Here is a 21,070-nt window from a genome sequence, read left to right on the forward strand (position 1 = left end):
CCCCGTGTACCCAATAGCCCTTTAAGGCTCGGCGACCTGACCTGCCAGGCAGCCGCCGACCCATCAATCGTTCAGCGAGACTTCGAGGTAGTCGGTGCGCTGGAAGGCTTTGCCCTTCTGGAGGTCGCTCATGTCGGCCATGCCGTCCGTCACCATCGCGCCCGGCGCGCCGGAGGCAATGCCGGAGAAACGGAGACGGAGGTCCTCCGGATTGTTGGAGTTGGCAAGCGCCTCGTCCTGCGTCACCTTCCCCTCCTTCACGAGCTGGAAAAGGTGCTGATTGAAGCTCTGCATCCGGTAGTACGTGTTGGAACTCTCGATCGCCTGATTGATCTTGAACGTTTCCCCCTCGGCGATCATCTTGGAGATGGTCGGTGAGTTGATCATGATTTCCATCGCCGCAGCGCGGCCCTGACCGCTCGCCAGCCGGCACAAGCGCTGGGCGATAACCGCCACGAGGCAGGATGAAAGCTGCTGCCGCACTTGTCCCTGCTGCTCGTGCGGAAACGAATCGACGATACGGTCGATCGATTGCCGGGCATCGTTCGTGTGCAGCGTAGATAGAACCAAATGCCCCGTTTCAGCGGCTGTGACCGCCGTGTTAATCGTCTCCGGATCGCGCATTTCGCCCACAAGAATGAGGTCCGGGTCCTGCCGCATGGCCCGTCGAAGACCTTCCGCCATGCTCCGCGTATCGAGGCCGATCTCCCGCTGATTGATCGTGGCGAACTTGTCCGCGTAAACGAATTCGATCGGGTCCTCCAGCGTCACCACGTGACACGCGCGGGTTCCATTCACGTAATCGATGATGGCGGCGAGCGACGTCGACTTCCCGCTTCCCGTCGGACCGGTCACCAGGATCAGTCCGCGATGTTTGGAAGCAAGGTCCTTCAACACGGGCGGAAGCCCCATTTCATCGATGGTCGGAATCTTGTAGGGGATGGCGCGGACGACCATGCCCACGTTGCCTTTCTGGATGAACCCGTTGACGCGGAACCGGGAAAGGTTGGTGATTTCGTAGGAGAAGTCGATCTCCTGGTCGTTCTCATACTTCTGAATCTGGCGTTGCGTCATCATACTGTAGAGCAGGGCCTTGATTTCCTCCTGTGCCAGGGGATTGGCCTTCGAGGGTAGAAGTTTCCCTTGAACACGGAACAGGGCGGGCCGCCCTACTTTCAAATGCAGGTCAGATGCCTTGTTCTTGATGAGGGCCTGGAGCAGTTCGTTGATCTGCATCGTCAGGAGGGTTGAGGCGGCGTCTCCCTCTTGAGAAACCGGCCGATCGATCCTGATGCGCCGATTCCGAGGGCCATCAACACTTTCTGCTCTTCACTGCCGACCGGCTGAATCCCGTTCGATCCGATCCCCAGTGAGCCCAGGAGGACTTGGCCGTACCAGATCGGAACGCAAAAAAGTGATTGCATCTGGGCGGACGCCTTCACTTCCGGCGGGAGTTTCCAGTCGTCCACTCCGTCCGCCTTCTGCTTGAGGATCGGCTTCTGCCCCTTGATGCTTTCGAAAAAGGCCGAACCCTCCTCCTTCACGATCACCGGATCGCCGAATCCCTGGGTCGTATGGGAATAGAGCATGTGCTTGGCGCCGTCGGTCAGGAGGAGAAAAGATGAGTCCGTCTGCGTAAGTTGAAGGGCGGATTTCAGGATGCTTCTCGAACATTCGTAAAGGGATTTCGCATTATAGACCGACGGCACCGACTCGATGATCGAGACAAGCGATTTCAGGCGCCGCTCGTATTTCTGCATCAGTCGGAAATTCTCGATGAGCGAAGCCGCGCCGTGGGAGATCTCTTTGAGGATCTCCAGGTCGTCCGCCGTAAAAACGTCGTTTCCCTTCTTGTTGATCCACTCCACCACGCCGTACACCTTCCCCCGGATATTGATCGGCATGCAGAGGATGGAGCGCGTTTCGAATTTCAGCGCCTCGCTGATTTCCTTGAAGAAGCGGGGATCCTTGAAGACGTCCGACACCGCCAAGGTCTCCGACGTTTCGGCGCTGTATCCCGCAATGCCCTTCCCCATCGGCACCCTGAACTTCATGACCTGATCGGCCGCGGGGCCGCGGGCGGCGACGAAGAAGAGATCCCCCTTCTTCTCGTCCACTTCCAGAATGCTGCCGGCCTCGCAATCCACGGCCTCCATGCACAGATCCATGATCTTGTTGATAAGCACACTGAACTCACCCCGCAGGGAAAGCAGGGACACCAGTTTCCCAACGATTTCGAGGCGCTTACCGAGTTGGGTTACACCCTGATCGAAGACGAGACCTTCGGAGATCTGGACCTCCTCCGGCGTGGGTACTTCCTCGGGGGTTTCCAATTCGATGGTCACGAAGATCGACTCTCTTCTACTGTCCCCAACTGTCCCAAAGGATTTTCAATTCCGGTTTGCGGCCGCTCATGCCCGAAACCTTCAGCACCATGTGTTCCTTTCGGTTCCCATCCTCGTACGCAACCTTCACCACGTCCCGATCCAACCACTCCGGCTTAAGGAAATACCAGGCTGCCCCGTAGTGCGTGGCCGGATGGGGGATCAGTTTGGCCGCCTCTTCCGTTTCGAAGAACTTCTCAACCTCTCCCCGATCGATTTCCGCACCGGAGGAGACCACCTCGGCGGGACCGCCCTTGGCCCGCTCCCGGATGCTCTCAATCTTGTCCTTTAGTGCACCGATAATCGCCTCGGGTTTCTGGAGATTCACGCCCTGGGCGGGCGCGGGCTTCTTGGATTTGAGCCACTCCGGCTCCCGAAAACCGCGGATGTCCATGATCATGTACATGACAGCCACGGTCAGAGCGGACGCGAAAAGGGCCTTGATGTTCCCGGCTCCTCGATGGTTTGCAGCCACGGGAAGCATCTTACCTCGGAACGCCTTCACTTTGAACCCTTTCGTTTACCCCACCATCTGAAACAGCCGCTGTTGGCGGCTCGCGGCACGAGGCCACCCCGTGGCCGGTTTCAGGTGGTGGGGTCACACCGGCCTCGTGCCTGGCCCTCTCCGCATGATAGGAACTCCTGACGAACGGGCCGGAAGCCGCCTGCCTAAACCCCAATTCCAGAGCTTTCGTCCGGAGGCGCGCGAAAACCTCCGGATGCACATATTCAGAAACCGGCAGGCAATCCGCGGAGGGCCGGAGGTACTGACCAATGGTCACCATTTCGCAGCCGGCCCCGCGTAGATCCTTGAGAACGTCGATGACTTCGTCTTCCCGTTCCCCCAAGCCCACCATCAGCCCCGATTTCGCCACCACTTTCGGTTCAGCCTTTTTCGCAGACGTCAGGACTCCAAGAGACCGATCATAAGACGCGGCGGGTCGGACCCGCTTCTGGAGGCGGGGGACCGTCTCGATATTGTGGTTGTAGATGTGGACGCCGCTCCGGGCAACTCGTGCGATTTTTCCCTCATCTCCGCTGAAGTCTGGTGTAAGAACCTCGACGGTGACGGTTGGGACGGAGTTTCTCAGCGCACGCACGCAAGCCTCGAACCCCGCGGCTCCTTCGTCCGGGAGATCATCGCGGGCGGGGGAGGTCAGGACCACATGCTTGAGACGAAGTTTCTCCACAGCCTCGGCGACGTGGCGCGGCTCAAGGGGGTCTACCGTCGGTGGTTTTCCGGTGGTAACCGAGCAGAAGCCGCAGCGCCGGGTGCAGACATCCCCCAATATCATGAAGGTCGCCGTCCCCAGAGTAAAACACTCCTCCATGTTCGGGCAGCGCGCCTCCTCGCAGACCGTGTGGAGTTTCGTTCCACGGAGCAGGATCTTCATGCCGTGGAGACCTTCGCTCCAGCGAATAGGCTTGCGAACCCACTCGGGAAGCCGTGTTTGGGGTAGCCGGACGCCCATGGACGTTATCCCACGGCCCCCAGTTCCAACCGCCCCTGCCATTTCCTAAGGAGAATTCGCCGGGTCTCACGGTGCTCGGGGCGCGAGAGGTCCGAATCCGTTTCCAATGTCTTGTCCGCCCAGTCCCGCGCTTTCCGCAGAAGGCTGACATCCGTAACCAAATTGCCGAGGTGGAATTCCGGAATGCCGGATTGTCTCACGCCAAGGAATTCGCCCGGCCCCCGGATGCGGAGGTCTTCATCGGCGATCTCAAAGCCATTCTGGGTACGCGTCATGATTTCCAGCCGGCGGGCCGAGTCCCCTCCGACTCCCCCCCCCCCGGCCACCAGCAGGCACGTGGAGGGAGCCGAGCCTCGCCCGACCCGCCCCCGCAACTGGTGGAGTTGCGAAAGCCCGAACCGCTCGGCGTGCTCCACCACCATGACCGTGGCGTTGGGCACATCGATACCCACCTCGACCACCGTCGTCGAAACCAGGATATCGATCCGGCCTTCACCGAAACTCCGCATGATCTTGTCCTTGTCCTCCTCCTTCATCCTCCCGTGGACCAGCCCCACACGCAAGTCCGGAAATATCCGCTTCTGGAACTCTTCGGCCATCCGGACCGCGTTTTTCAGATAGAGCTTTTCGGATTCTTCGATGAGAGGATACACGATGAAGGCCTGATGGCCTTTTTTCACTTCATCGTGGACGAACTTGTAGTACCGGGCGCGCTGGGATTCCCGGACCACGCGCGTGGCCACCGGCTGCCTACCGGGTGGGAGTTCGTCCAACGTGCTGACATCGAGATCGCCATACAGAGTCATGGCCAAGGTCCGCGGGATCGGCGTCGCCGTCATGCTCAGAACATGGGGAGAAGTTCCTTTACCCATCAGGATGGCACGTTGGGCCACACCGAATCGATGCTGTTCATCCACCACCACAAGTCCCAACCGCCCGAATTCGACGCGATCCTGGATCAGGGCGTGCGTTCCCACAACGATCTTGCACAAGCCTGACTTGAGATCGGACGCGATGCGTCGACGCTCCTGCGGGCCCATGCGACCGGTCAGAATTTCCACTCGAAGTTTCAAAGGCCCAGCCCACGCTTGCAGCGTACGGTGGTGTTGCTCCGCCAGGATTTCCGTCGGCGCCATGAAGACGGTTTGGAACTCATTCTCCGCAGCGTTCAACGCCGCCAGAAAGGCCACCACGGTTTTTCCGCTTCCGACATCGCCCTCAAGGAGCCGGTGCATGGGGACCGGACGCCGCAGATCCGCGGTCACCTCGCCCAGGCAGCGCTCCTGCGCCGCGGTAAGGGCGAATCCCAAGCCGGCCTTCGCCCGTCCGGCCAACTCCCCCTGGATTTCGAAGGCATGTCCTCTTTGCTTTTGCAGCGAGCGCTTCCTGAGCAGCAACCCCAGACCGAGCAGATAAAACTCCTCAAGAATGATTCGGCGTTGGCAGGGTGAGCGTCTCGACAAAAGTTTCACCAGATCGTCGTCGCCCGCCGGGAAATGGACTTTTTCCAGCGATGGAGCCAGCGCCGGGAGGCGTTCGGTTCGTTCAAGGGCCGGCGGCAGGGCCGAGCGAACCGATGAGGCCGCCGAGTTCAGCGCCTCGCGCATGATCGTTCGGATGCGTCTCGAACTCAGTCCGCCAATCTCGGTATAGACGGGGACCAGGCGGCCGAAATGAAGCGACGGGACAGACCCGGTACCCAGCGGCGACGTCGGAACTGCTCCCGCCGTTTCGGAAATGAGTTCGATTCCCGGATGGATGATTTCCCGCCGACCCCGAAACGTCCGTACCTGGCCAATGAGCACCATCTCCAGTCCCGGCTTGAAAACCGCTTCGTATCCCGCCCGAAATTGAAACCAGCGACCGGTCAGATAGCCGGTTCCATCGGAGAAGACGACGTCCAGCACCCTTCTTCCTCCTCGAAGGAATCCCAATTTGGAATGAACGACACGGCCGACGGTGGTCGCATCCTCACCGGCCCGCAGTTGGGAGAAAGGGGTGATACGGCGCCGGTCCTCATAGGATCGGGGAAAGAAGTAGAGGAGGTCCGCCATCGTCTCAATCCCCGACTTCTGGAAAATCGAACCGATCTTCGGCCCGACACCCCGCACATACCGCACCTGCTTCTCCAACATGGATTCCGATCGAGGTCCCGGTGGAGGACCGGACGTAGAGGATGAGCGAGGGGGATTACTCTGGAGATCCAGGGAGCCGGGGTCTTGGATGGAGGAAGCGTCAGGCGGCGATTCCAAGGGTGGATTCAAGCCGCGTCGCCGATGGTGACGATCTTGTATTCCTTGAGCCCCCCGGGCGCTTCCACCTCCACCAGATCACCCGGTTTCTTGCCCAGCATGGCCTTCCCGAGGGGGGACTGAATCGAAATCTTTCCATCCTTTATGTTGCTTTCCTCGGGGCCCACGAGGAGATAGCGCGTGACCCGCTTGCTCGACGTCTCTTCCAGCGTGACCCGCGAACCGAAAACGGCCACGTCCGTCCGCGCCATGGAGGGGTCGATCACCACGGCCCGGGCCAACTTGTCCTCCACTTCGAGGATTCGCCCCTCAACCCATCCCTGCCTGTCTTTGGCGGCCTCGTACTCCGCATTCTCGGAGATGTCTCCGTGCGCCCGCGCATCGATCAACTGCTGAATAACCTTCGGCCGATCCACGCTCTTCAGCTTTCGTAGTTCTTCTTCAATCTTCTTCTTGCCTTCCGGCGTCATCGGAATGGGCACGTTGTTGCTCATCGTGTGTGGTTCCTCCTTGGTATCAAGCGGCCGCGCTCAGGTCTCGTTCCTGATAGTAACTTTGCAGGCATTTCACCCCCATCTCCCCCTGGCGGAGGGCCTCCGCCGCGCGCGAGACCGCCTGGGCGCCTTCAACGGTCGTGTAGTAGGGGATGTTTTTTCGAATCGCCGTCGCTCGGATCGGATACGAGTCCTGAACATCGGCGGCACCGGACGTTGTGTTGATCACAAGCGCCACGCCTTCCTTCTCCACCAAGTCGAGAATGTTGGGGCTTCCTTCTTTGACTTTCTTGATGATATTTACATGGATCTCGCCACCGGAAGCGGACTCCATGTATTGGCCTGTGCCGCGCGTGGCGTAGAGCCTGAACCCAAGACGGAAGTACCGCCTGGCCACATCCAGGATCGCCGGTTTGTCCGCGTTTTTCACGCTTAGGAAGATATTTCCGCTCGAAGGCAGGGGCATTCCGGCGGCAACCTGCGATTTCGCAAATGCGATTTCGAAACGGTCGTCGATCCCCATCACTTCGCCCGTCGATTTCATCTCCGGGCCAAGGAGCGGATCCACGCCTGGGAATTTCGTGAAAGGGAGCACGGCCTCCTTCACGCTCACGTAGGAAGGGGTCATCTCTTTGGTGAACTTGAGCTCCTCCAGCGTGCGACCCACCAGCACCTTGGTCGCCAGTTTGGCCAGGGGGACCCCGATGGCTTTGCTCACAAACGGGATGGTTCGGGATGCGCGAGGATTCACTTCGAGGATATAGACCTCCTCGTCCTTCACCGCGAACTGCACGTTCATGAGACCGACAACTCGGAGCGCCGCGGCGAGCCGCTTCGTCTGCTCCCGGATCTGCTCCGTCACGCGCAGGGAAAGCGAGTACGGCGGCAGCGCGCAGGCGCTGTCTCCCGAGTGGATTCCCGCCTCCTCGATATGTTGCATCACTCCGCCGATGACGGTGGTGCGGCCGTCGCTGATGGCGTCCACGTCCACCTCCGTCGCGTCCTTCAAGAACTGATCGATGAGAACCGGATGATCGGGCGAAACCCAGATCGCCTCCTTCACGTACCGCCCCAGCATGGCCTCATCATAAATGATTTCCATCGCGCGCCCGCCCAGAACGTAGGAGGGACGAGTCAGAATAGGATACCCGATCCTGCCGGCCACGGTGAGGGCCTCTTTGAGAGAATAGGCAAGACCGCTCCGCGGCTGCCGGAGCTTCAGCCGGCGGACAAGTTTTGAAAACAACCCGCGGTCCTCGGCGATATCGATGGAACGCGGTGAGGTTCCGAGAATCGGCACCCGCGCCCTGGCCAGCGGCACCGCGAGCTTGAGCGGCGTCTGGCCTCCGAACTGGATGATGACGCCCTCCGGCTTCTCGCGACGAATAATGCTCATCACATCTTCGTAGGTCAGCGGCTCGAAGTACAGGCGATCCGAGGTGTCGTAGTCCGTGCTCACCGTTTCCGGATTGCAGTTGACCATGATGGCTTCGAAATCCTCCTCCCGGAGGGCGAACGAGCCGTGGACACAGCAGTAGTCGAACTCGATCCCCTGACCGATGCGGTTCGGCCCCCCGCCGAGGATGATGACCTTCTTCCGGCCCGTCGGCGGCATTTCGTCCTCCGATTCGTAGGTCGAGTACAAGTACGGGGTCTGGGCCTCGAATTCCGCGGCGCACGTATCCACGGCTTTGTATACCGGTTGCACCTTCCATTTCTCCCGCAATACTCGGACCTGCGATTCAGGCAGACCGGTGAGCTGCCCGATCCGGATGTCGGACAGTCCGATTTCCTTCGCGTGCCGGAGAATGGAACGTCCCCTCGAAACCCGCCCCTTCCGGAAATCTTCCCGTGCCCGGGCGACGGCGGCCTCCGCATCGATGACCTGGGCCAGATTATCCAGGAACCAGGGATCGACTCCCGTGCGTCGATAGAGATCCGCAACCGTCACCTTCATCCGAAGGGCTTCCGCCAGCAGCCATAGGCGATCCGACGAAGGCCGTTTGAGCCTGCGAAGAAGCGCCTTCTTTCGCGCTGCCGGCTTGAGCGAAGCCCAGCTCGCATCCTTCAGGTAGAGCCCATGCACGTCGATCTCGAGGGAACGGACCGCCTTGAGGAGCGATTCCTTGAACGTCCGGCCGATGGCCATGACCTCCCCCACCGATTTCATCTGCGTGGTCAGCACGTTGTCCGCGGCCTTGAATTTCTCGAAGGTGAAGCGCGGAATTTTCGTCACGACGTAGTCGATGGTCGGCTCGAAGCAGGCGGGGGTCTTCTTCGTTATGTCATTCGGGATTTCGTCGAGCGTATATCCCACAGCCAGGAGCGCCGCGATTTTGGCGATGGGAAAACCCGTCGCCTTGGAAGCCAATGCCGAACTCCGCGAAACACGGGGATTCATCTCGATCGCGAGCACCCGGCCGGTTTTCGGATGCGTGGCAAATTGGATGTTGGACCCACCGGTATCCACGCCGATTTCGCGGATGATCTTGATCGAGGCATCGCGGAGGATCTGGTACTCCTTGTCGGTCAGCGTCTGGGCGGGCGCCACGGTGATGCTGTCGCCGGTGTGAACCCCCATCGGATCGAAGTTCTCAATCGGGCAAACGATGACGACGTTGTCTTTTCGATCGCGCATGACTTCGAGCTCGTATTCTTTCCATCCCATTACCGATTCTTCCACAAGTACTTTGTGCACGGGACTGAGCTCCAGTGCCCACTCGATGGCTCCCTTGAGCTGTTTCGGAGTATGCGCGATGCTCCCGCCGGTTCCTCCCAGCGTAAACGATGGACGCAAAATCAGCGGATACCCGACCTCATCCGCAAAATCAGAGGCTTCCTGCACCGAGCCGACATAGGCGCTCCGCGGACATTCCAGGCCCACCCGGCGCATCGATTCCTTGAACAGCGCGCGGTCCTCTGCCTTCCGGATCGCCTCAACACCCGCGCCGATCATCTCCACATTGAATTTCTTCAAGACACCGCGCTCGGCAAGATCCAATGCGAGATTGAGTCCGGTCTGACCGCCGAGAGTGGGAAGAAGGGCTTCAGGCCTCTCCCGCTCGATGATTTTGGCCACCGCGTCCACCGTGAGCGGCTCCACGTAGGTTCGGTCCGCAAATTCGGGGTCCGTCATGATGGTGGCCGGATTCGAATTCACGAGGATCATCTTGTAGCCCTCTTTGCGGAGGATCTTACAAGCCTGGGTTCCGGAGTAGTCGAATTCACACGCCTGGCCGATGACGATCGGGCCGGAGCCGATGAGCAGGATCTTCTCGATGTCCGTCCTCTTAGGCATGCCCAGCCGCCCCCTCATCCATCATCTTGAGGAACCGGTCGAAAAGGTAGCTCGCGTCATGCGGCCCAGGGGACGCCTCGGGGTGGTACTGCACGGAGAAGACCTGCAGCTCCGTGTGCCGCATCCCCTCCACAGTCCGATCATTCAGATTGAGGTGCGTGATTTTCAGTCCCTTTGCGAGTGAATTATCGGCCGTCATGCCCACCGTCCGTGGATCGACGGCGAAACCATGGTTCTGGCTCGTGATCTCAATCTTTCCCGTTTCCAAGTCCGCCACGGGGTGGTTCGCTCCATGGTGTCCATATTTCAGCTTGAACGTTTTCCCGCCGAACGCCAGTCCCAGGATCTGGTGCCCGAGGCAGATGCCGAAGATCGGTTTCTTCCCCAGCAGTTTTCTCACGTTCTCGATGGCGTATGTGACGGCTTCGGGATCACCCGGCCCGTTGGACAGAAAGATGCCGTCCGGCTTCCATTCGAGAACTTGCTCGGCGGACGTGGAGGCCGGGACCACTCGAACCCTGCACCCGGCTGAGGCCAACATGCGAAGGATATTCCACTTGATCCCGTAGTCGAAGGCGACGACGTTGAACGATCGTTGGCGCTCATCCCCACCCTCACCCTCCCCCTTCGAGGGGGAGGGGAATTCTTGAGGCCCTTCCCCCCTTGAGGGGGAAGGTGCGGATGGGGGGGTCCGAAGGACGCCCTTCCAGTCGAAGGCTGTTGGCGTCGTGACATCGCGCACCAGATCGACACCTACGATGCTCGGAAGGGCGCGCGCTTTTTCCGCCAAAGTTTTCGGATCAAGCATTTCAGTGGAGATGATTCCCTGCATGGCGCCTCGCTCACGCAGCCGGCGCACGAGCGCGCGGGTATCCAGGCCCTGAATGCCCACGATTCCGTGTTTCTCCAGATAGCGCCCGAGCGAGCCGCCCGAGCGGAAATTGCTGGGCCGGTCCCAATACTCTTTCACGATGAATCCCTGGACATGGGGCTTGGATGACTCTACGTCATCCTCGTTCACGCCATAGTTTCCGATTTCGGGATAGGTCATGACCACGAACTGGCCGCGATAGGAGGGGTCCGTCAGGATCTCCTGGTAGCCGGTCATCGCCGTGTTGAAAACCACCTCGCCCGTGGTTTCGCCTTCCGAACCGAAGTTCGTGCCCTCATAGATTGTTCCATCCGCAAGGGCGAGCAGCGCGGGGCGAGGTCTTCCAGCGCGGAGGAACTTGGCTTTTCTCATGCCGTCAGCGGGGTGTCCTGCTCCGGTTCGGAAGCATGACCTTCGGACGACGGATCAGCCAGACTCGCGGCCGTGCCAAAAGGTCTCGCCCAATCCGCCCGGTAACTCATGGTCCCCATACCGATGGTGTACGCCGTGTCTCCCGTGAAAGTCCAGTTCTCAAAGGCGGAGTTCCGGCTCTTCGATCTCAGCTCCGCCGCTTTCACCGTCCAACTCCGATGGGGGTCGAAAATCGCCAGAGAGGCCGGCCTGCCCTCCAGGATGCGCCCGTGGGAAAGATTGAAAACCTTGGAAGGATTCAAGGACATCTTCTCCGCAAGCTGGAGATACGTCAGGACGCCTTTGTGCACGAGGAAAAGCCCGACCGCCAGGGCCGTCTCCAGTCCAATGACGCCAAATGGAGCCGACGCAAACTCCACGCTCTTGTCATCCGCGGAATGCGGCGCGTGATCGGTAGCGATACAATCGATCGTTCCATCCTGGAGACCGTGGGCGAGCGCTTCGCCGTCCTTGATCGTTCGGAGGGGCGGATTCATCTTGAAATGGGTGTTGTACCCACCGTCGGCCATGAGCGATTCGTGCGTCAGCAGGAGATGGTGGGGCGTCACCTCCGCCGTCACCGGAAGCCCGTCATGCTTGGCCCGTCGGACCAGCTCCACGCTTCCCGCCGTGCTGATATGGGCAAGATGGAGCCGGGCCCCCGTCAATCCCGCCAGATGAATGTCACGCGACACCATGATCTCTTCCGCCTCGGCGGGCATGCCCTCCAGACCGAGTCGGGTTGAAACGACTCCCTCGTGCATAACGCCATGCGGGCACAAGGTCGAGTCTTCGCAGTGGGAGACGACCGGCAGGCCGAACGTCCGCGCATATTCGAGCGCCCGGCGCATGAGTCCTGAATCCAGAACCGGCTTGCCGTCGTCGCTCACGGCCACGATGCCGCCGCTTTTCATGTCGCCGATCTCGGCGAGTTCTTTTCCCTGAAGCCCCTTGCTCGCCGCGCCGATCGGATGAACCTGCACGCCTTTGACCTCCGCGGCCTTCTTGAGAATGAATTCGGTAACCGCTCGGCAGTCGTTCACGGGCTGCGTATTCGCCATCGCGCACACGGCGGTGAATCCGCCCCGCGCCGCCGCCGCGCACCCTGTTTTGACCGTCTCCTTGTACTCAAATCCCGGTTCGCGAAGATGGACGTGCACATCCACGAGTCCCGGGAAGATCACAAGATCCCGCCCGTTGAGCACATCCAGCGACGAGCCCCTCATCCGGGCCCGCGCCCGTAGCACCTGTTGTTCCGCTTCCGCTCGGGCAATTTTCTTGACCAGTCCGTCTTCGATCAGTACGGATGCCGTTCCATCACTGTGCCGGTCGGGATCCACGAGCCGGATGGAATCGATGAGGAGGTTCAGGGGCCGATTCGCGTTGTCCATCACCGTCAGTTCACCGAGGTTCCGCGACCGATGAGGAGGTAGAGGACGGCCATCCTCACGGCCACGCCGTTTTCAACTTGTTCGAGGATGACCGACGCCTCTCCATCGGCCACCTCGCTGGCGATTTCGATGCCCCGGTTCATGGGGCCGGGGTGCAAAATGATCGCACCCTTCCGGGCCTTTCCGAGCCTCTGGGCATTCAGACCGAACATTTGTGCATATTCGCGGACGCTCGGGAAAAGCGTTCCGCTCCCACGCTCCATTTGTATCCGAAGCATCATGATCACGTCCGCGCCATCGATGGCCTCGTCCATGTCCGTGGTGACGCGCGCGCCAAGGCGGTCGATCTCGCGCGGAATCATGGTCCCGGGTCCGCAGAGCCACACCACGGCCCCCATCCGCGTGAAAGCAAAGAGATTGGAGCGGGCCACGCGGCTGTGCGCGATGTCTCCAATGATGGCGATCTTCATTCCTTCGACCGGCCCCTTGTTCTCCTCCACCGTCATCAGATCCAGGAGGGCCTGCGTGGGATGTTCGTGCGAGCCGTCACCGGCATTGATCACCGCGGCCTTCACCGCCTTGGAAAGAAGGACGGGCGCGCCCGAGGCGGAGTGGCGGATCACGATGGCGTCCGGGGCCATCGCTTCGAGGTTCCGGGCGGTGTCCGCGAGGGTCTCACCTTTGGAGAGGCTCGATCCGGTCGCGCTGAAGGAGAGCGTATCGGCCGAAAGCCGTTTGGCGGCGATTTCGAAGGAGGACCGCGTGCGGGTGCTGGATTCCAGGAAAAGATTCACGATGGTCTTGCCGCGGAGCGCGGGGACTTTCTTTATGGCCCGCTGCGAAACCGACTTCATCGACTTGGCGGTATCGACAATCGTCCGGATATCAGATTTTGTCAGGGGCTCGATCCCCCAGAGATGCTTCACGCTCAATTGGGCCATGGTCAACCCTCCACCACCACCTGATCCTTGCCGTCCTCCTCGGCAAGCATGACTTTAACTTTCTCGTCCCTGGAGGTCGGAATGTTTTTGCCCACGTAGTCGGCCTTGATGGGAAGCTCGCGGTGCCCGCGGTCGATGAGCACGGCGAGCTGGATGCTCTTCGGCCGACCGAAATCCACCAGCGCGTCCATGGCCGACCGCACCGTGCGGCCGGTGAAGAGCACGTCGTCCACGAGGACCACGATCTTGTCAGCCAGATCAAAGCTAATTTCCGTGCTCTTGAGTTCCGGCTGATTCTCACGATGGTCTAGGTCGTCGCGGTAAAGCGTGATGTCCACGGTTCCAAGAGGCGGTGATACATTTTCGATCTTGAGGATTTCATCGCGAAGACGCTGGGCCATCGTCACGCCGCGCGTCCGGACGCCGATCAAGCTCAGACCGTCGAGGCCGTGATTGCGTTCAAGGATTTCATGGGCGATTCGCGCAAGGGCACGGCGAATTTCGTCGGCGGAGAGGACGGTACGGGAAGGCACTGGAGCACCGTGGGAACTCTTCGGGGGGGCCGCCTGAGCGGCGTAGGGACTCCTTGCTGATCGTGGCGTCGTCATATCGCCCTTTCCGGTCTCTCCGGACCGGATTAAAAGGTCAGGGCCACTATAGCGCCGTCTGGGAACTTGTCAAATCATTCCATACAGCCACTCGGACCATCGCGGCGGCGCGGGTTACAGTTGAAGCAGCGTCCGGAGCACGTCCTCCACAGAGATCAGGGTCCTCGCGGAAACCATGCCGCGCCGCTTGACCAATCTTTCCTTGGCGATCGATCGGATGCCTTCGCACATGGCGACGCTCGTTTTTCCGAGCCCTCCCTCCGGCGCGCCGAGGAGGATTTGCGAGGGAATTCCCCGGAGCGTCGAGGTGACGGGAAGCGCAATGACCAGGCCCGATGGCCCTCGGTTGAAGATGTCGTGAGACACGACCAAGACCGGTCGAAACCCGGCCTGCTCCCGGCCTCGAGTCGGATTGAGGTCCGCCATCCAGATTTCACCACGCAGGGGGGGAGTCACTTCTCCGGCCTCCTCCTCCTACCCCTACCCGGCCTCCTACCGATAGGGTGTTCCGCCTCCAATCCATCGGCCAACGTCTGGTCCCACACTTCCCGTTCCTCTCCGATCTGCTGCCGCTCCAGGGGATCGCCGAGAGTCCGGGCATAGGCGCGGTTCACATCCTCAAGAAGCCGCTCGCGCCGGTAGTGCTCCACGGCACGACCCACCAGCACTTGCATGGATTCCTGCGAATCAGCCGCCATTTTCCGCAGAAGCGCATGGGTTTCGGGGCTCAACCGCACAAGGGGCGTAGCCATCAGGGTCCTCCTTCTGTATACAATTCAGTATACAATATAGAATACCCATGTGTCCACTCCACATGGGTTCGCCGAAGACGTGGAACCTTCGACCGGGCCACCTCCGCAGGTTGTCTCGCGGGCGACAGCGGCTATAATCCCGACGTGACGCTCCACGAAGATTTCATGCGCTCGGCCATCGAGGAGGCCCGCGCCGCCGCCGCGAAGGCGGAGGTCCCCATCGGGGCGGTCATCGTGAAGAATGATCAGGTGGTCGTCCGCGCCCACAATTTGAGGGAGAGCGCGCAGGATCCCACCGCGCATGCCGAGCTCCTGGCGATCAAGGAGGCCGCCGCGAAGGAAGGAAGTTGGCGGCTGACCGACGCGACGATGTATGTGACGCTCGAACCCTGCATCATGTGCGTGGGAGCGATCCTTCTCGCCCGGATCCCGCGTCTTGTTTTCGGAGCGCGCGACGAAAAGGCCGGTGCGGCCGGCTCGCTTTATGACATTCCGAAGGACAAGCGCCTCTCCCATCGCATGACGGTCGTCGGCGGCATCCTGGAACGGGAGTGCGCGGATCTTCTCACCACGTTCTTCAAAGAACTCCGAAAGGCCTCGACTCCCACATGACCTCATCGTCGGCTGCGTTCTCACCCCCACCCCTACCCTCCCCCGTCAAGGAGGAGGGAAATTGGATCCCTTCCCCCCTAGCGGGGGAAGGTCAGGATGGGGGGCGCTAGATGGCTTCAGGCTGGATTTCTCACGCCATGGCCGCAGGCCGATTCGTCCTGGTTTTTGGCGTCGTCCTTGCCACGGGACTTCTCGTCCGGCGATTTGCATTCCGCGGCCTCACCCGATGGGCCGAGCGAACGGCCTGGAAATGGGACGACATCCTCGTCTCGGCGCTCCGAAAGCCCACTGGGGCATGGATCGTACTAATCGCGGCCTACGGCGCACTCGGCACAGCCGAGTTTTCCGCGCGGCTCTTCCGAGTTTTCAACAGTGCCCTCCTCACGCTGCTAATCCTCTCCATCCTCGTGGCGGCCACGAAGACAACAACCGGCATCATCCGCGAGTATGCCTCGCGCGTCCCGAACTTTCCGCGGACGACGCTGATCACCCACATTCTCAACGGCGTCATCATCGCCATCGGTGTCCTCATGCTGCTCAGCCACTTCGGCATTTCGATCACCCCCATCCTCACGGCCCTCGGCGTAGGCGGCCTCGCCGTGGCGCTCGGACTTCAAGAGACACTCTCGAATGTCTTTTCAGGACTCTACATCACCGTCGCCCGGAAGGTGCGGATCGGGGATTTTGTGCGCCTCGAATCCGGACAGGAGGGCACCGTCAAAGACATCGGCTGGCGGCAGGTGAGCATCGAAGAACTTCCCGGAAACCTCGTCATTGTTCCCAACAACAGGTTTGCCCAAGCGATCATGACCAACTTCAGCCTCCCCGGCTCGGATACCGCCGTTCTCATCCAAGGCGGGGTGGCGTACGGATCAAATCTCGAGAAAGTCGAACAGGTCACACTCGAAGTGGCTCGGGAAGTCCTGTGCTCTACGGCGGGTGGTGTAGCGGATTTCCAGCCCCTCGTCCGATTCCACACTTTCGCGGATTCCAGCATCAATTTCACCACGGTACTTCGGGCCAGGACGTTTCCCGATCAACATATCCTCAAGCACGAGTTCATCAAGCGCATCCACGATCGGTACGCCCGCGAAGGCATCAAAATCCCCTTCCCCGTCCGCACCGTCCACCTTAACCGCGCGGACGAAAAGATCTGATATAATTCGGTACCTTCTGGAGAGACGAACAGAGGGCGTTGGACGAGTGGCATGAGCGAAACCGAGCGAGAACCTAGCTTTCTGAGTCTGGCCTTCGTGGAAGGCCTGTACGCAGACTATCTGCGGGACCCCTCCTCCGTTCCTCTCGATTGGCGGCGCTATTTCGAAGAGGTCGGGGGGGGGAACGGCACCGCCATCGAACCCCGTCTCGGCCCGACGTTCCGCCCATCGAGCCTCTTCAATCCCCCGGGTGTCGGCGCCTCTAACGGCCAGGCCAAACGGCATGATGTTGAGGTTGCCGCCCTCCAGGACCGTGTGGACCAGATGATCCGGGCCTACCGAGTCAGAGGGCACATGATCGCGCGGCTCGATCCCCTGCGTCGACCCCGCCCCCACTTCAGGGAATTGGACCCCGAATTCTACGGCCTGACCGAGGCCGACATGGAGCGGTCGTTCTCCACCCGAACGATCCAGGGTCCCCAGTCGCTGACTCTCAGGCAGATCTTCGATCGAATGCGCAATACCTACTGCCGCTTCCTCGGCGTCCAGTTCATGCACATCGACGATCCCACGGTAAAATCCTGGCTCCAAGAGCGAATGGAAGGAACCGAGAACCGCCTGGAGCTGAGCCGCAACGAGCAGATGATGATTCTGACCCGGCTCACAGACGCCGTGATCTTCGAGGAATTCATCCAAAAGAAATTCATCGGCGCCAAGAGTTTTTCCCTTGAAGGGGCGGAAACCCTCATCCCGCTCCTGGAACTCGCCATCGAGAAGGCCGGACAGCAGGGAATCGGCGACGTGGTTCTTTCCATGGCACACCGCGGTCGGCTGAACGTGCTCGCCAACATCATGGGCAAGCACCCTCGCGAGATTTTCCGCGAATTTGAGGACGCCGCGCCGGAACTGCACATTGGTCGCGGCGACGCGGGGACCTCATCGCTCCGTTCGTCGTCCCTGGAGCGAAGCGCAGGGGGAGACGTAAAGTACCATCTCGGCCACAGTAACGATTGGGTGACCTCGACTGGACAAACCGTCCACCTCACGCTTTGCTTCAACCCCAGCCACCTCGAATTCGTCAATCCGGTCGCCCTCGGCAGACTGCGGGCCAAACAGGACCGCGAAGGAGACCGCGCCCGCTCGCACGCCATGGGAATCCTGATCCACGGCGATGCCGCCTTCGCGGGCGAAGGCATCACCCAGGAAACCTTGAACCTGAGCCAACTTCAGGCCTACTCGACCGGCGGCACACTCCACATCGTCGTCAACAATCAGATCGGTTTTACCACGCCTCCGGAGGAGGGCCGCTCCAGCACCTACTGCACGGACGTCGCGAAGATGCTGCAAGTTCCGATCTTCCACGTGAACGGGGAGGACCCGGAGTCGGTCGCACAAGCCGTTCGGCTGGCCATGGATTTTCGGCAGAAATTCCGTCGGGATGTGGTGATCGACATGTATTGTTACCGTCGGCGAGGCCATAATGAGGGCGACGAGCCTTCGTTCACTCAACCTCTTCTTTACCGGGAAATCGAGAAGCGCCTCTCCATTCGTGATGACTATCTCAAGCGCCTCTTGAAAATGGGTGGCGTACCCCGTGAGGAAGCCGACCGGATCGGCGTCGAACGCCGGGAGCAATTGGAACGCGAACTGGCCGTGGCCCGCAGCGAGCAGAACGTGCGCGCCGCGGACACGCTCGGAGGAAGCTGGACGGGCTACTTCGGCGGCTACGAACGCGGATTGTCGGAAGTGGAGACGGCGGTGCCACGGGACCGACTCGCCACCCTGCTCACCAAGCAGACCGAACTACCGCCCGGGTTCCGCCCGCATCCAAAAACGGCGAAATGGCTGGAGATGCGGAAGGAGGTTTCCCGTGGCAAGCAGCCGGTCGATTGGTCAGCCGCTGAAGCGCTGGCTTTCGGCTCGTTGGCCACCGAAGGATTCCGGATTCGTCTCACCGGACAGGACACCGCGCGCGGAACCTTCAGCCAACGGCACGCGATGTTGCACGATGTCGAAGACGGCCACGCCTACATGCCGCTCCAGCACTTGGACCCGAACCAGGCGCCCGTCGAAATCTGCAACAGTCCGCTCTCCGAGACTGCCGTGCTCGGATTCGAGTACGGCTACAGCCTGGATACCCCGAAGGGTCTCGTTGCCTGGGAGGCGCAATTCGGTGATTTCTGCAACGTGGCACAGGTCATCATCGACCAGTTTATCGTAAGCGGCGAGGAAAAATGGCAACGGCTCTCCGGACTGGTCCTCCTTCTCCCCCACGGGTTCGAGGGAATGGGACCGGAGCACTCCAGCGCAAGGCTCGAACGATTTCTCGCGCTCTCCGCCGAGGACAATATACAGGTCGTCAATCTCACCACGCCGGCCCAGTACTTCCACTGCCTCCGGCGACAAGCCCTTTCGATGTGGAAGAAACCGCTCGTCATCATGACGCCCAAGAGCATGCTGCGTCACCCTAAGGCGGTTTCGTCGCTCAAAGAACTCAGCCACGGGCGGTTCGAGCGCGTCATGCCGGACTCGCATGAAGGTGGGCCTCATGCAAAACTGATTCTTCTGTGCAGCGGGAAGGTGTACTACGATCTCCTCCAGAAACGCGATGAGGCTGGGCGCTCCGACGTGGCCATCATCCGACTTGAACAACTCTATCCCTTGGCGGAAGACCGGATGCGCGAGGTCTTCAAGCCGTATGCCGATGGCACCCCGGTTCGCTGGGTGCAGGAAGAACCCGAGAACATGGGGGCGTGGCGGTACATGGACAACCGGTACTGCGCAACCTTTCTCGATCGCTTCCCCTTTTCGGGCGTCTGCCGACCGGCCTCGGCGAGTCCTGCAACCGGCTCGGCCAGCAGCCATCGGTTGGAGCAGAGCCAACTCGTCGAACGGGCGTTTGCCCCGCCGACGGAGACACGGACGTGCTGAGATCCTCGTGTTAAGAGGCTCTGACTCTCTGACGCGGGCTAAAGCCCCATGCCACGGAAGGTATGGGACCATGATATGTCGCCGCACCACGGATGGTGCGGCATGGAACATGGCCCGCGGCTACCATGAATCTGAATCTCCGGTAGGCGCAGGCTTTATGCCTGCGGAGATCCCATGGCTGTTGAACTGAAAGTCCCTCCCATCGGTGAATCCATCACCGAAGTCCAGATCGGCCAATGGATGAAAGCCGAGGGCGACGTGGTGGGCCGCGATGAGACCATCGTCATCCTGGAAAGCGAAAAGGCCACGGTGGAATTGCCCTCGCCCGTGTCCGGCATTCTCACCCGCATTCTGAAGAAGACCGGGGAGGCGGCGGTCATCGGCGAAGTCATAGGCATGATGGAGGAAGCGAAAGGTGGGAAGAACACGGACACGAAAACGATCCGAAAGGAGGAGAGTCCGCCGGCTCCCACTCTGCCGTCGCGAGGAGCAGAGCAGCGGGTAATGCCTTCGGCGAGACGGGCGTTGGCACAGGAAGGTGTTGACGCCGGGGGCATGAAGGGGACCGGTCCCGGGGGGCGGGTCCTCAAGACGGATGTTGCCCGGCAAGTCGAAACCCGGAGGAAGGAGCCGCCGCTTCCATCCCCTCCAATACCGCCCACTCCAACTGTGTCAGCAGACATTCCGGCACTCACAGGCGGGGATGGCGCGGCCGCAAGGTCCGAATGGTCAACTCCCATGCCTGACCCCATTGTCCGCATTGCCCTCAGTCCCCAGCCCTCTCCCGGCCTGTTCCGCGAGGAGGAAGCTGTGCCGATGACGCTCCTGCGAAAGAAGGTGGCGCAACGCCTGGTGGCCGCGCAGCAGACCACCGCTCACTTGACCACATTCAACGAGATCGACATGTCCACGGTGAACGCTCTCCGGCAGGAGCACCGCGAAGCGTTTCAGAAAAAACACGGCATCAAGTTGGGCCTCATGTCTTTCTTCGTCAAGGCGGCCATCGAGGCACTCAAGCAGATCCCGGCGATCAACGCGGAAATCCGGGCGGACAGCATCGTGTACAAGAACTATTACGACATCGGTATCGCGGTGGGAGGCGGGCGCGGATTGGTGGTGCCCATCCTGCGCAACGCCGAACGCATGAGTCTGGCCGGGATTGAAACGGCGATCGCCGATTTCGCGAAGCGTGCGCAGGAAAACAGGCTCAAGCTGGAGGAACTTCAGGGCGGGACGTTCACGATCAGCAACGGGGGCGTCTATGGTTCACTCCTGTCGACACCTATCCTGAATCCCCCACAGAGTGGCATCCTGGGGCTTCACGCAACCCAGGACCGCCCCGTTGTGCGCGGAGGTCAGATTGTCATTAGGCCGATGATGTATGTGGCGCTCACCTACGACCACCGGATCGTGGACGGACGCGAAGCGGTGACCTTCCTGAAGCACATCAAGGAGCTGATGGAAGAACCCGCGCGGATCCTGTTGGAACTCTGAGA

General features: G+C 60.7%; 17 protein-coding genes. 4 read left to right on the forward strand and 13 right to left on the reverse strand.

Going from position 1 to position 21,070, the window contains the following annotated elements; genetic code table 11:
* Positions 1-63 precede the first annotated feature (63 nt).
* The 13 genes from HYT87_05305 to HYT87_05365 all read right to left on the reverse strand — a co-directional run bounded on the left by HYT87_05305 (position 64) and on the right by HYT87_05365 (position 14,874).
* A complete protein-coding gene (locus HYT87_05305) occupies positions 64-1,236 on the reverse strand; it encodes a type IV pilus twitching motility protein PilT (GenBank protein MBI2059171.1) in 1,173 nt (390 codons plus the stop codon).
* A gap of 2 nt (positions 1,237-1,238) precedes the next feature.
* On the reverse strand, positions 1,239-2,345 hold the full coding sequence (locus HYT87_05310; protein ID MBI2059172.1) for a GAF domain-containing protein: 1,107 nt from the start codon (positions 2,343-2,345) through the stop codon (positions 1,239-1,241).
* Positions 2,346-2,361: 16 nt separating this feature from the next.
* Positions 2,362-2,859, reverse strand: coding sequence for a hypothetical protein (locus tag HYT87_05315; GenBank protein MBI2059173.1), 498 nt, complete (start codon positions 2,857-2,859; stop codon positions 2,362-2,364).
* A gap of 10 nt (positions 2,860-2,869) precedes the next feature.
* On the reverse strand, positions 2,870-3,856 hold the full coding sequence (lipA, locus tag HYT87_05320) for a lipoyl synthase (GenBank protein MBI2059174.1): 987 nt from the start codon (positions 3,854-3,856) through the stop codon (positions 2,870-2,872).
* A 5-nt stretch (positions 3,857-3,861) separates the two neighbouring features.
* On the reverse strand, positions 3,862-5,991 hold the full coding sequence (recG, locus tag HYT87_05325) for an ATP-dependent DNA helicase RecG (protein MBI2059175.1): 2,130 nt from the start codon (positions 5,989-5,991) through the stop codon (positions 3,862-3,864).
* Between the two features lie 125 nt (positions 5,992-6,116).
* Positions 6,117-6,602 carry a transcription elongation factor GreA gene (gene greA, locus HYT87_05330; protein ID MBI2059176.1) on the reverse strand — a complete coding sequence of 162 codons (486 nt, stop codon included), beginning with the start codon at positions 6,600-6,602 and terminating at the stop codon, positions 6,117-6,119.
* A gap of 22 nt (positions 6,603-6,624) precedes the next feature.
* Entirely contained in the window at positions 6,625-9,900 is a 3,276-nt protein-coding gene (gene carB / locus HYT87_05335; GenBank protein ID MBI2059177.1) for a carbamoyl-phosphate synthase large subunit, read from the reverse strand.
* The gene (carA, locus tag HYT87_05340; GenBank protein MBI2059178.1) at positions 9,893-11,143 is read right to left on the reverse strand and encodes a glutamine-hydrolyzing carbamoyl-phosphate synthase small subunit; all 1,251 of its coding nucleotides are present in this window, start codon (positions 11,141-11,143) and stop codon (positions 9,893-9,895) included. Before carA ends, carB begins: the two co-directional genes overlap by 8 nt.
* The gene (locus HYT87_05345; GenBank protein ID MBI2059179.1) at positions 11,140-12,573 is read right to left on the reverse strand and encodes a dihydroorotase; all 1,434 of its coding nucleotides are present in this window, start codon (positions 12,571-12,573) and stop codon (positions 11,140-11,142) included. Before HYT87_05345 ends, carA begins: the two co-directional genes overlap by 4 nt.
* A 5-nt stretch (positions 12,574-12,578) precedes the next feature.
* The gene (locus tag HYT87_05350; protein MBI2059180.1) at positions 12,579-13,514 is read right to left on the reverse strand and encodes an aspartate carbamoyltransferase catalytic subunit; all 936 of its coding nucleotides are present in this window, start codon (positions 13,512-13,514) and stop codon (positions 12,579-12,581) included.
* Between the two features lie 2 nt (positions 13,515-13,516).
* Positions 13,517-14,047 (reverse strand): bifunctional pyr operon transcriptional regulator/uracil phosphoribosyltransferase PyrR, encoded by a 531-nt coding sequence (pyrR, locus tag HYT87_05355; GenBank protein ID MBI2059181.1) that lies wholly within the window; start codon positions 14,045-14,047, stop codon positions 13,517-13,519.
* Positions 14,048-14,236: 189 nt separating this feature from the next.
* Positions 14,237-14,548 carry a type II toxin-antitoxin system PemK/MazF family toxin gene (locus tag HYT87_05360; GenBank protein ID MBI2059182.1) on the reverse strand — a complete coding sequence of 104 codons (312 nt, stop codon included), beginning with the start codon at positions 14,546-14,548 and terminating at the stop codon, positions 14,237-14,239.
* A gap of 26 nt (positions 14,549-14,574) precedes the next feature.
* The gene (locus HYT87_05365) at positions 14,575-14,874 is read right to left on the reverse strand and encodes a toxin-antitoxin system protein (GenBank protein MBI2059183.1); all 300 of its coding nucleotides are present in this window, start codon (positions 14,872-14,874) and stop codon (positions 14,575-14,577) included.
* Positions 14,875-15,018: 144 nt separating this feature from the next.
* Here HYT87_05365 and HYT87_05370 point away from each other — a divergent pair, with 144 nt between their 5' ends.
* From HYT87_05370 to odhB, 4 genes are all read left to right on the forward strand, one after another.
* Positions 15,019-15,486, forward strand: a complete 468-nt coding sequence (locus tag HYT87_05370; GenBank protein ID MBI2059184.1) for a nucleoside deaminase — start codon at positions 15,019-15,021, stop codon at positions 15,484-15,486.
* Positions 15,487-15,596: 110 nt separating this feature from the next.
* Positions 15,597-16,643 (forward strand): mechanosensitive ion channel, encoded by a 1,047-nt coding sequence (locus HYT87_05375; GenBank protein MBI2059185.1) that lies wholly within the window; start codon positions 15,597-15,599, stop codon positions 16,641-16,643.
* 51 nt (positions 16,644-16,694) lie between these two features.
* A complete protein-coding gene (locus HYT87_05380) occupies positions 16,695-19,574 on the forward strand; it encodes a 2-oxoglutarate dehydrogenase E1 component (GenBank protein MBI2059186.1) in 2,880 nt (959 codons plus the stop codon).
* A 174-nt stretch (positions 19,575-19,748) separates the two neighbouring features.
* Positions 19,749-21,068, forward strand: a complete 1,320-nt coding sequence (gene odhB / locus HYT87_05385; GenBank protein MBI2059187.1) for a 2-oxoglutarate dehydrogenase complex dihydrolipoyllysine-residue succinyltransferase — start codon at positions 19,749-19,751, stop codon at positions 21,066-21,068.
* Positions 21,069-21,070: the final 2 nt, after the last annotated feature.

The organism is Nitrospirota bacterium, from assembly GCA_016180645.1.
Lineage (GTDB): Bacteria > JACPQY01 > JACPQY01 > JACPQY01 > JACPQY01 > JACPAV01.

Excerpts from the sequence above, each read along its gene's own strand:
- HYT87_05375 (MBI2059185.1), top strand. The coding sequence starts at position 15,597 with ATGGCTTCAGGCTGGATTTCTCACGCCATGGCCGCAGGCCGATTCGTC.
- HYT87_05360 (MBI2059182.1), bottom strand. The coding sequence starts at position 14,548 with ATGGCGGACCTCAATCCGACTCGAGGCCGGGAGCAGGCCGGGTTTCGA.
- HYT87_05380 (MBI2059186.1), top strand. The coding sequence starts at position 16,695 with ATGAGCGAAACCGAGCGAGAACCTAGCTTTCTGAGTCTGGCCTTCGTG.
- HYT87_05305 (MBI2059171.1), bottom strand. The coding sequence starts at position 1,236 with ATGCAGATCAACGAACTGCTCCAGGCCCTCATCAAGAACAAGGCATCT.
- carA (MBI2059178.1), bottom strand. The coding sequence starts at position 11,143 with ATGAGAAAAGCCAAGTTCCTCCGCGCTGGAAGACCTCGCCCCGCGCTG.
- carB (MBI2059177.1), bottom strand. The coding sequence starts at position 9,900 with ATGCCTAAGAGGACGGACATCGAGAAGATCCTGCTCATCGGCTCCGGC.
- HYT87_05365 (MBI2059183.1), bottom strand. The coding sequence starts at position 14,874 with ATGGCTACGCCCCTTGTGCGGTTGAGCCCCGAAACCCATGCGCTTCTG.
- greA (MBI2059176.1), bottom strand. The coding sequence starts at position 6,602 with ATGAGCAACAACGTGCCCATTCCGATGACGCCGGAAGGCAAGAAGAAG.
- HYT87_05345 (MBI2059179.1), bottom strand. The coding sequence starts at position 12,573 with ATGGACAACGCGAATCGGCCCCTGAACCTCCTCATCGATTCCATCCGG.
- odhB (MBI2059187.1), top strand. The coding sequence starts at position 19,749 with ATGGCTGTTGAACTGAAAGTCCCTCCCATCGGTGAATCCATCACCGAA.
- HYT87_05350 (MBI2059180.1), bottom strand. The coding sequence starts at position 13,514 with ATGGCCCAATTGAGCGTGAAGCATCTCTGGGGGATCGAGCCCCTGACA.
- lipA (MBI2059174.1), bottom strand. The coding sequence starts at position 3,856 with ATGGGCGTCCGGCTACCCCAAACACGGCTTCCCGAGTGGGTTCGCAAG.
- recG (MBI2059175.1), bottom strand. The coding sequence starts at position 5,991 with ATGTTGGAGAAGCAGGTGCGGTATGTGCGGGGTGTCGGGCCGAAGATC.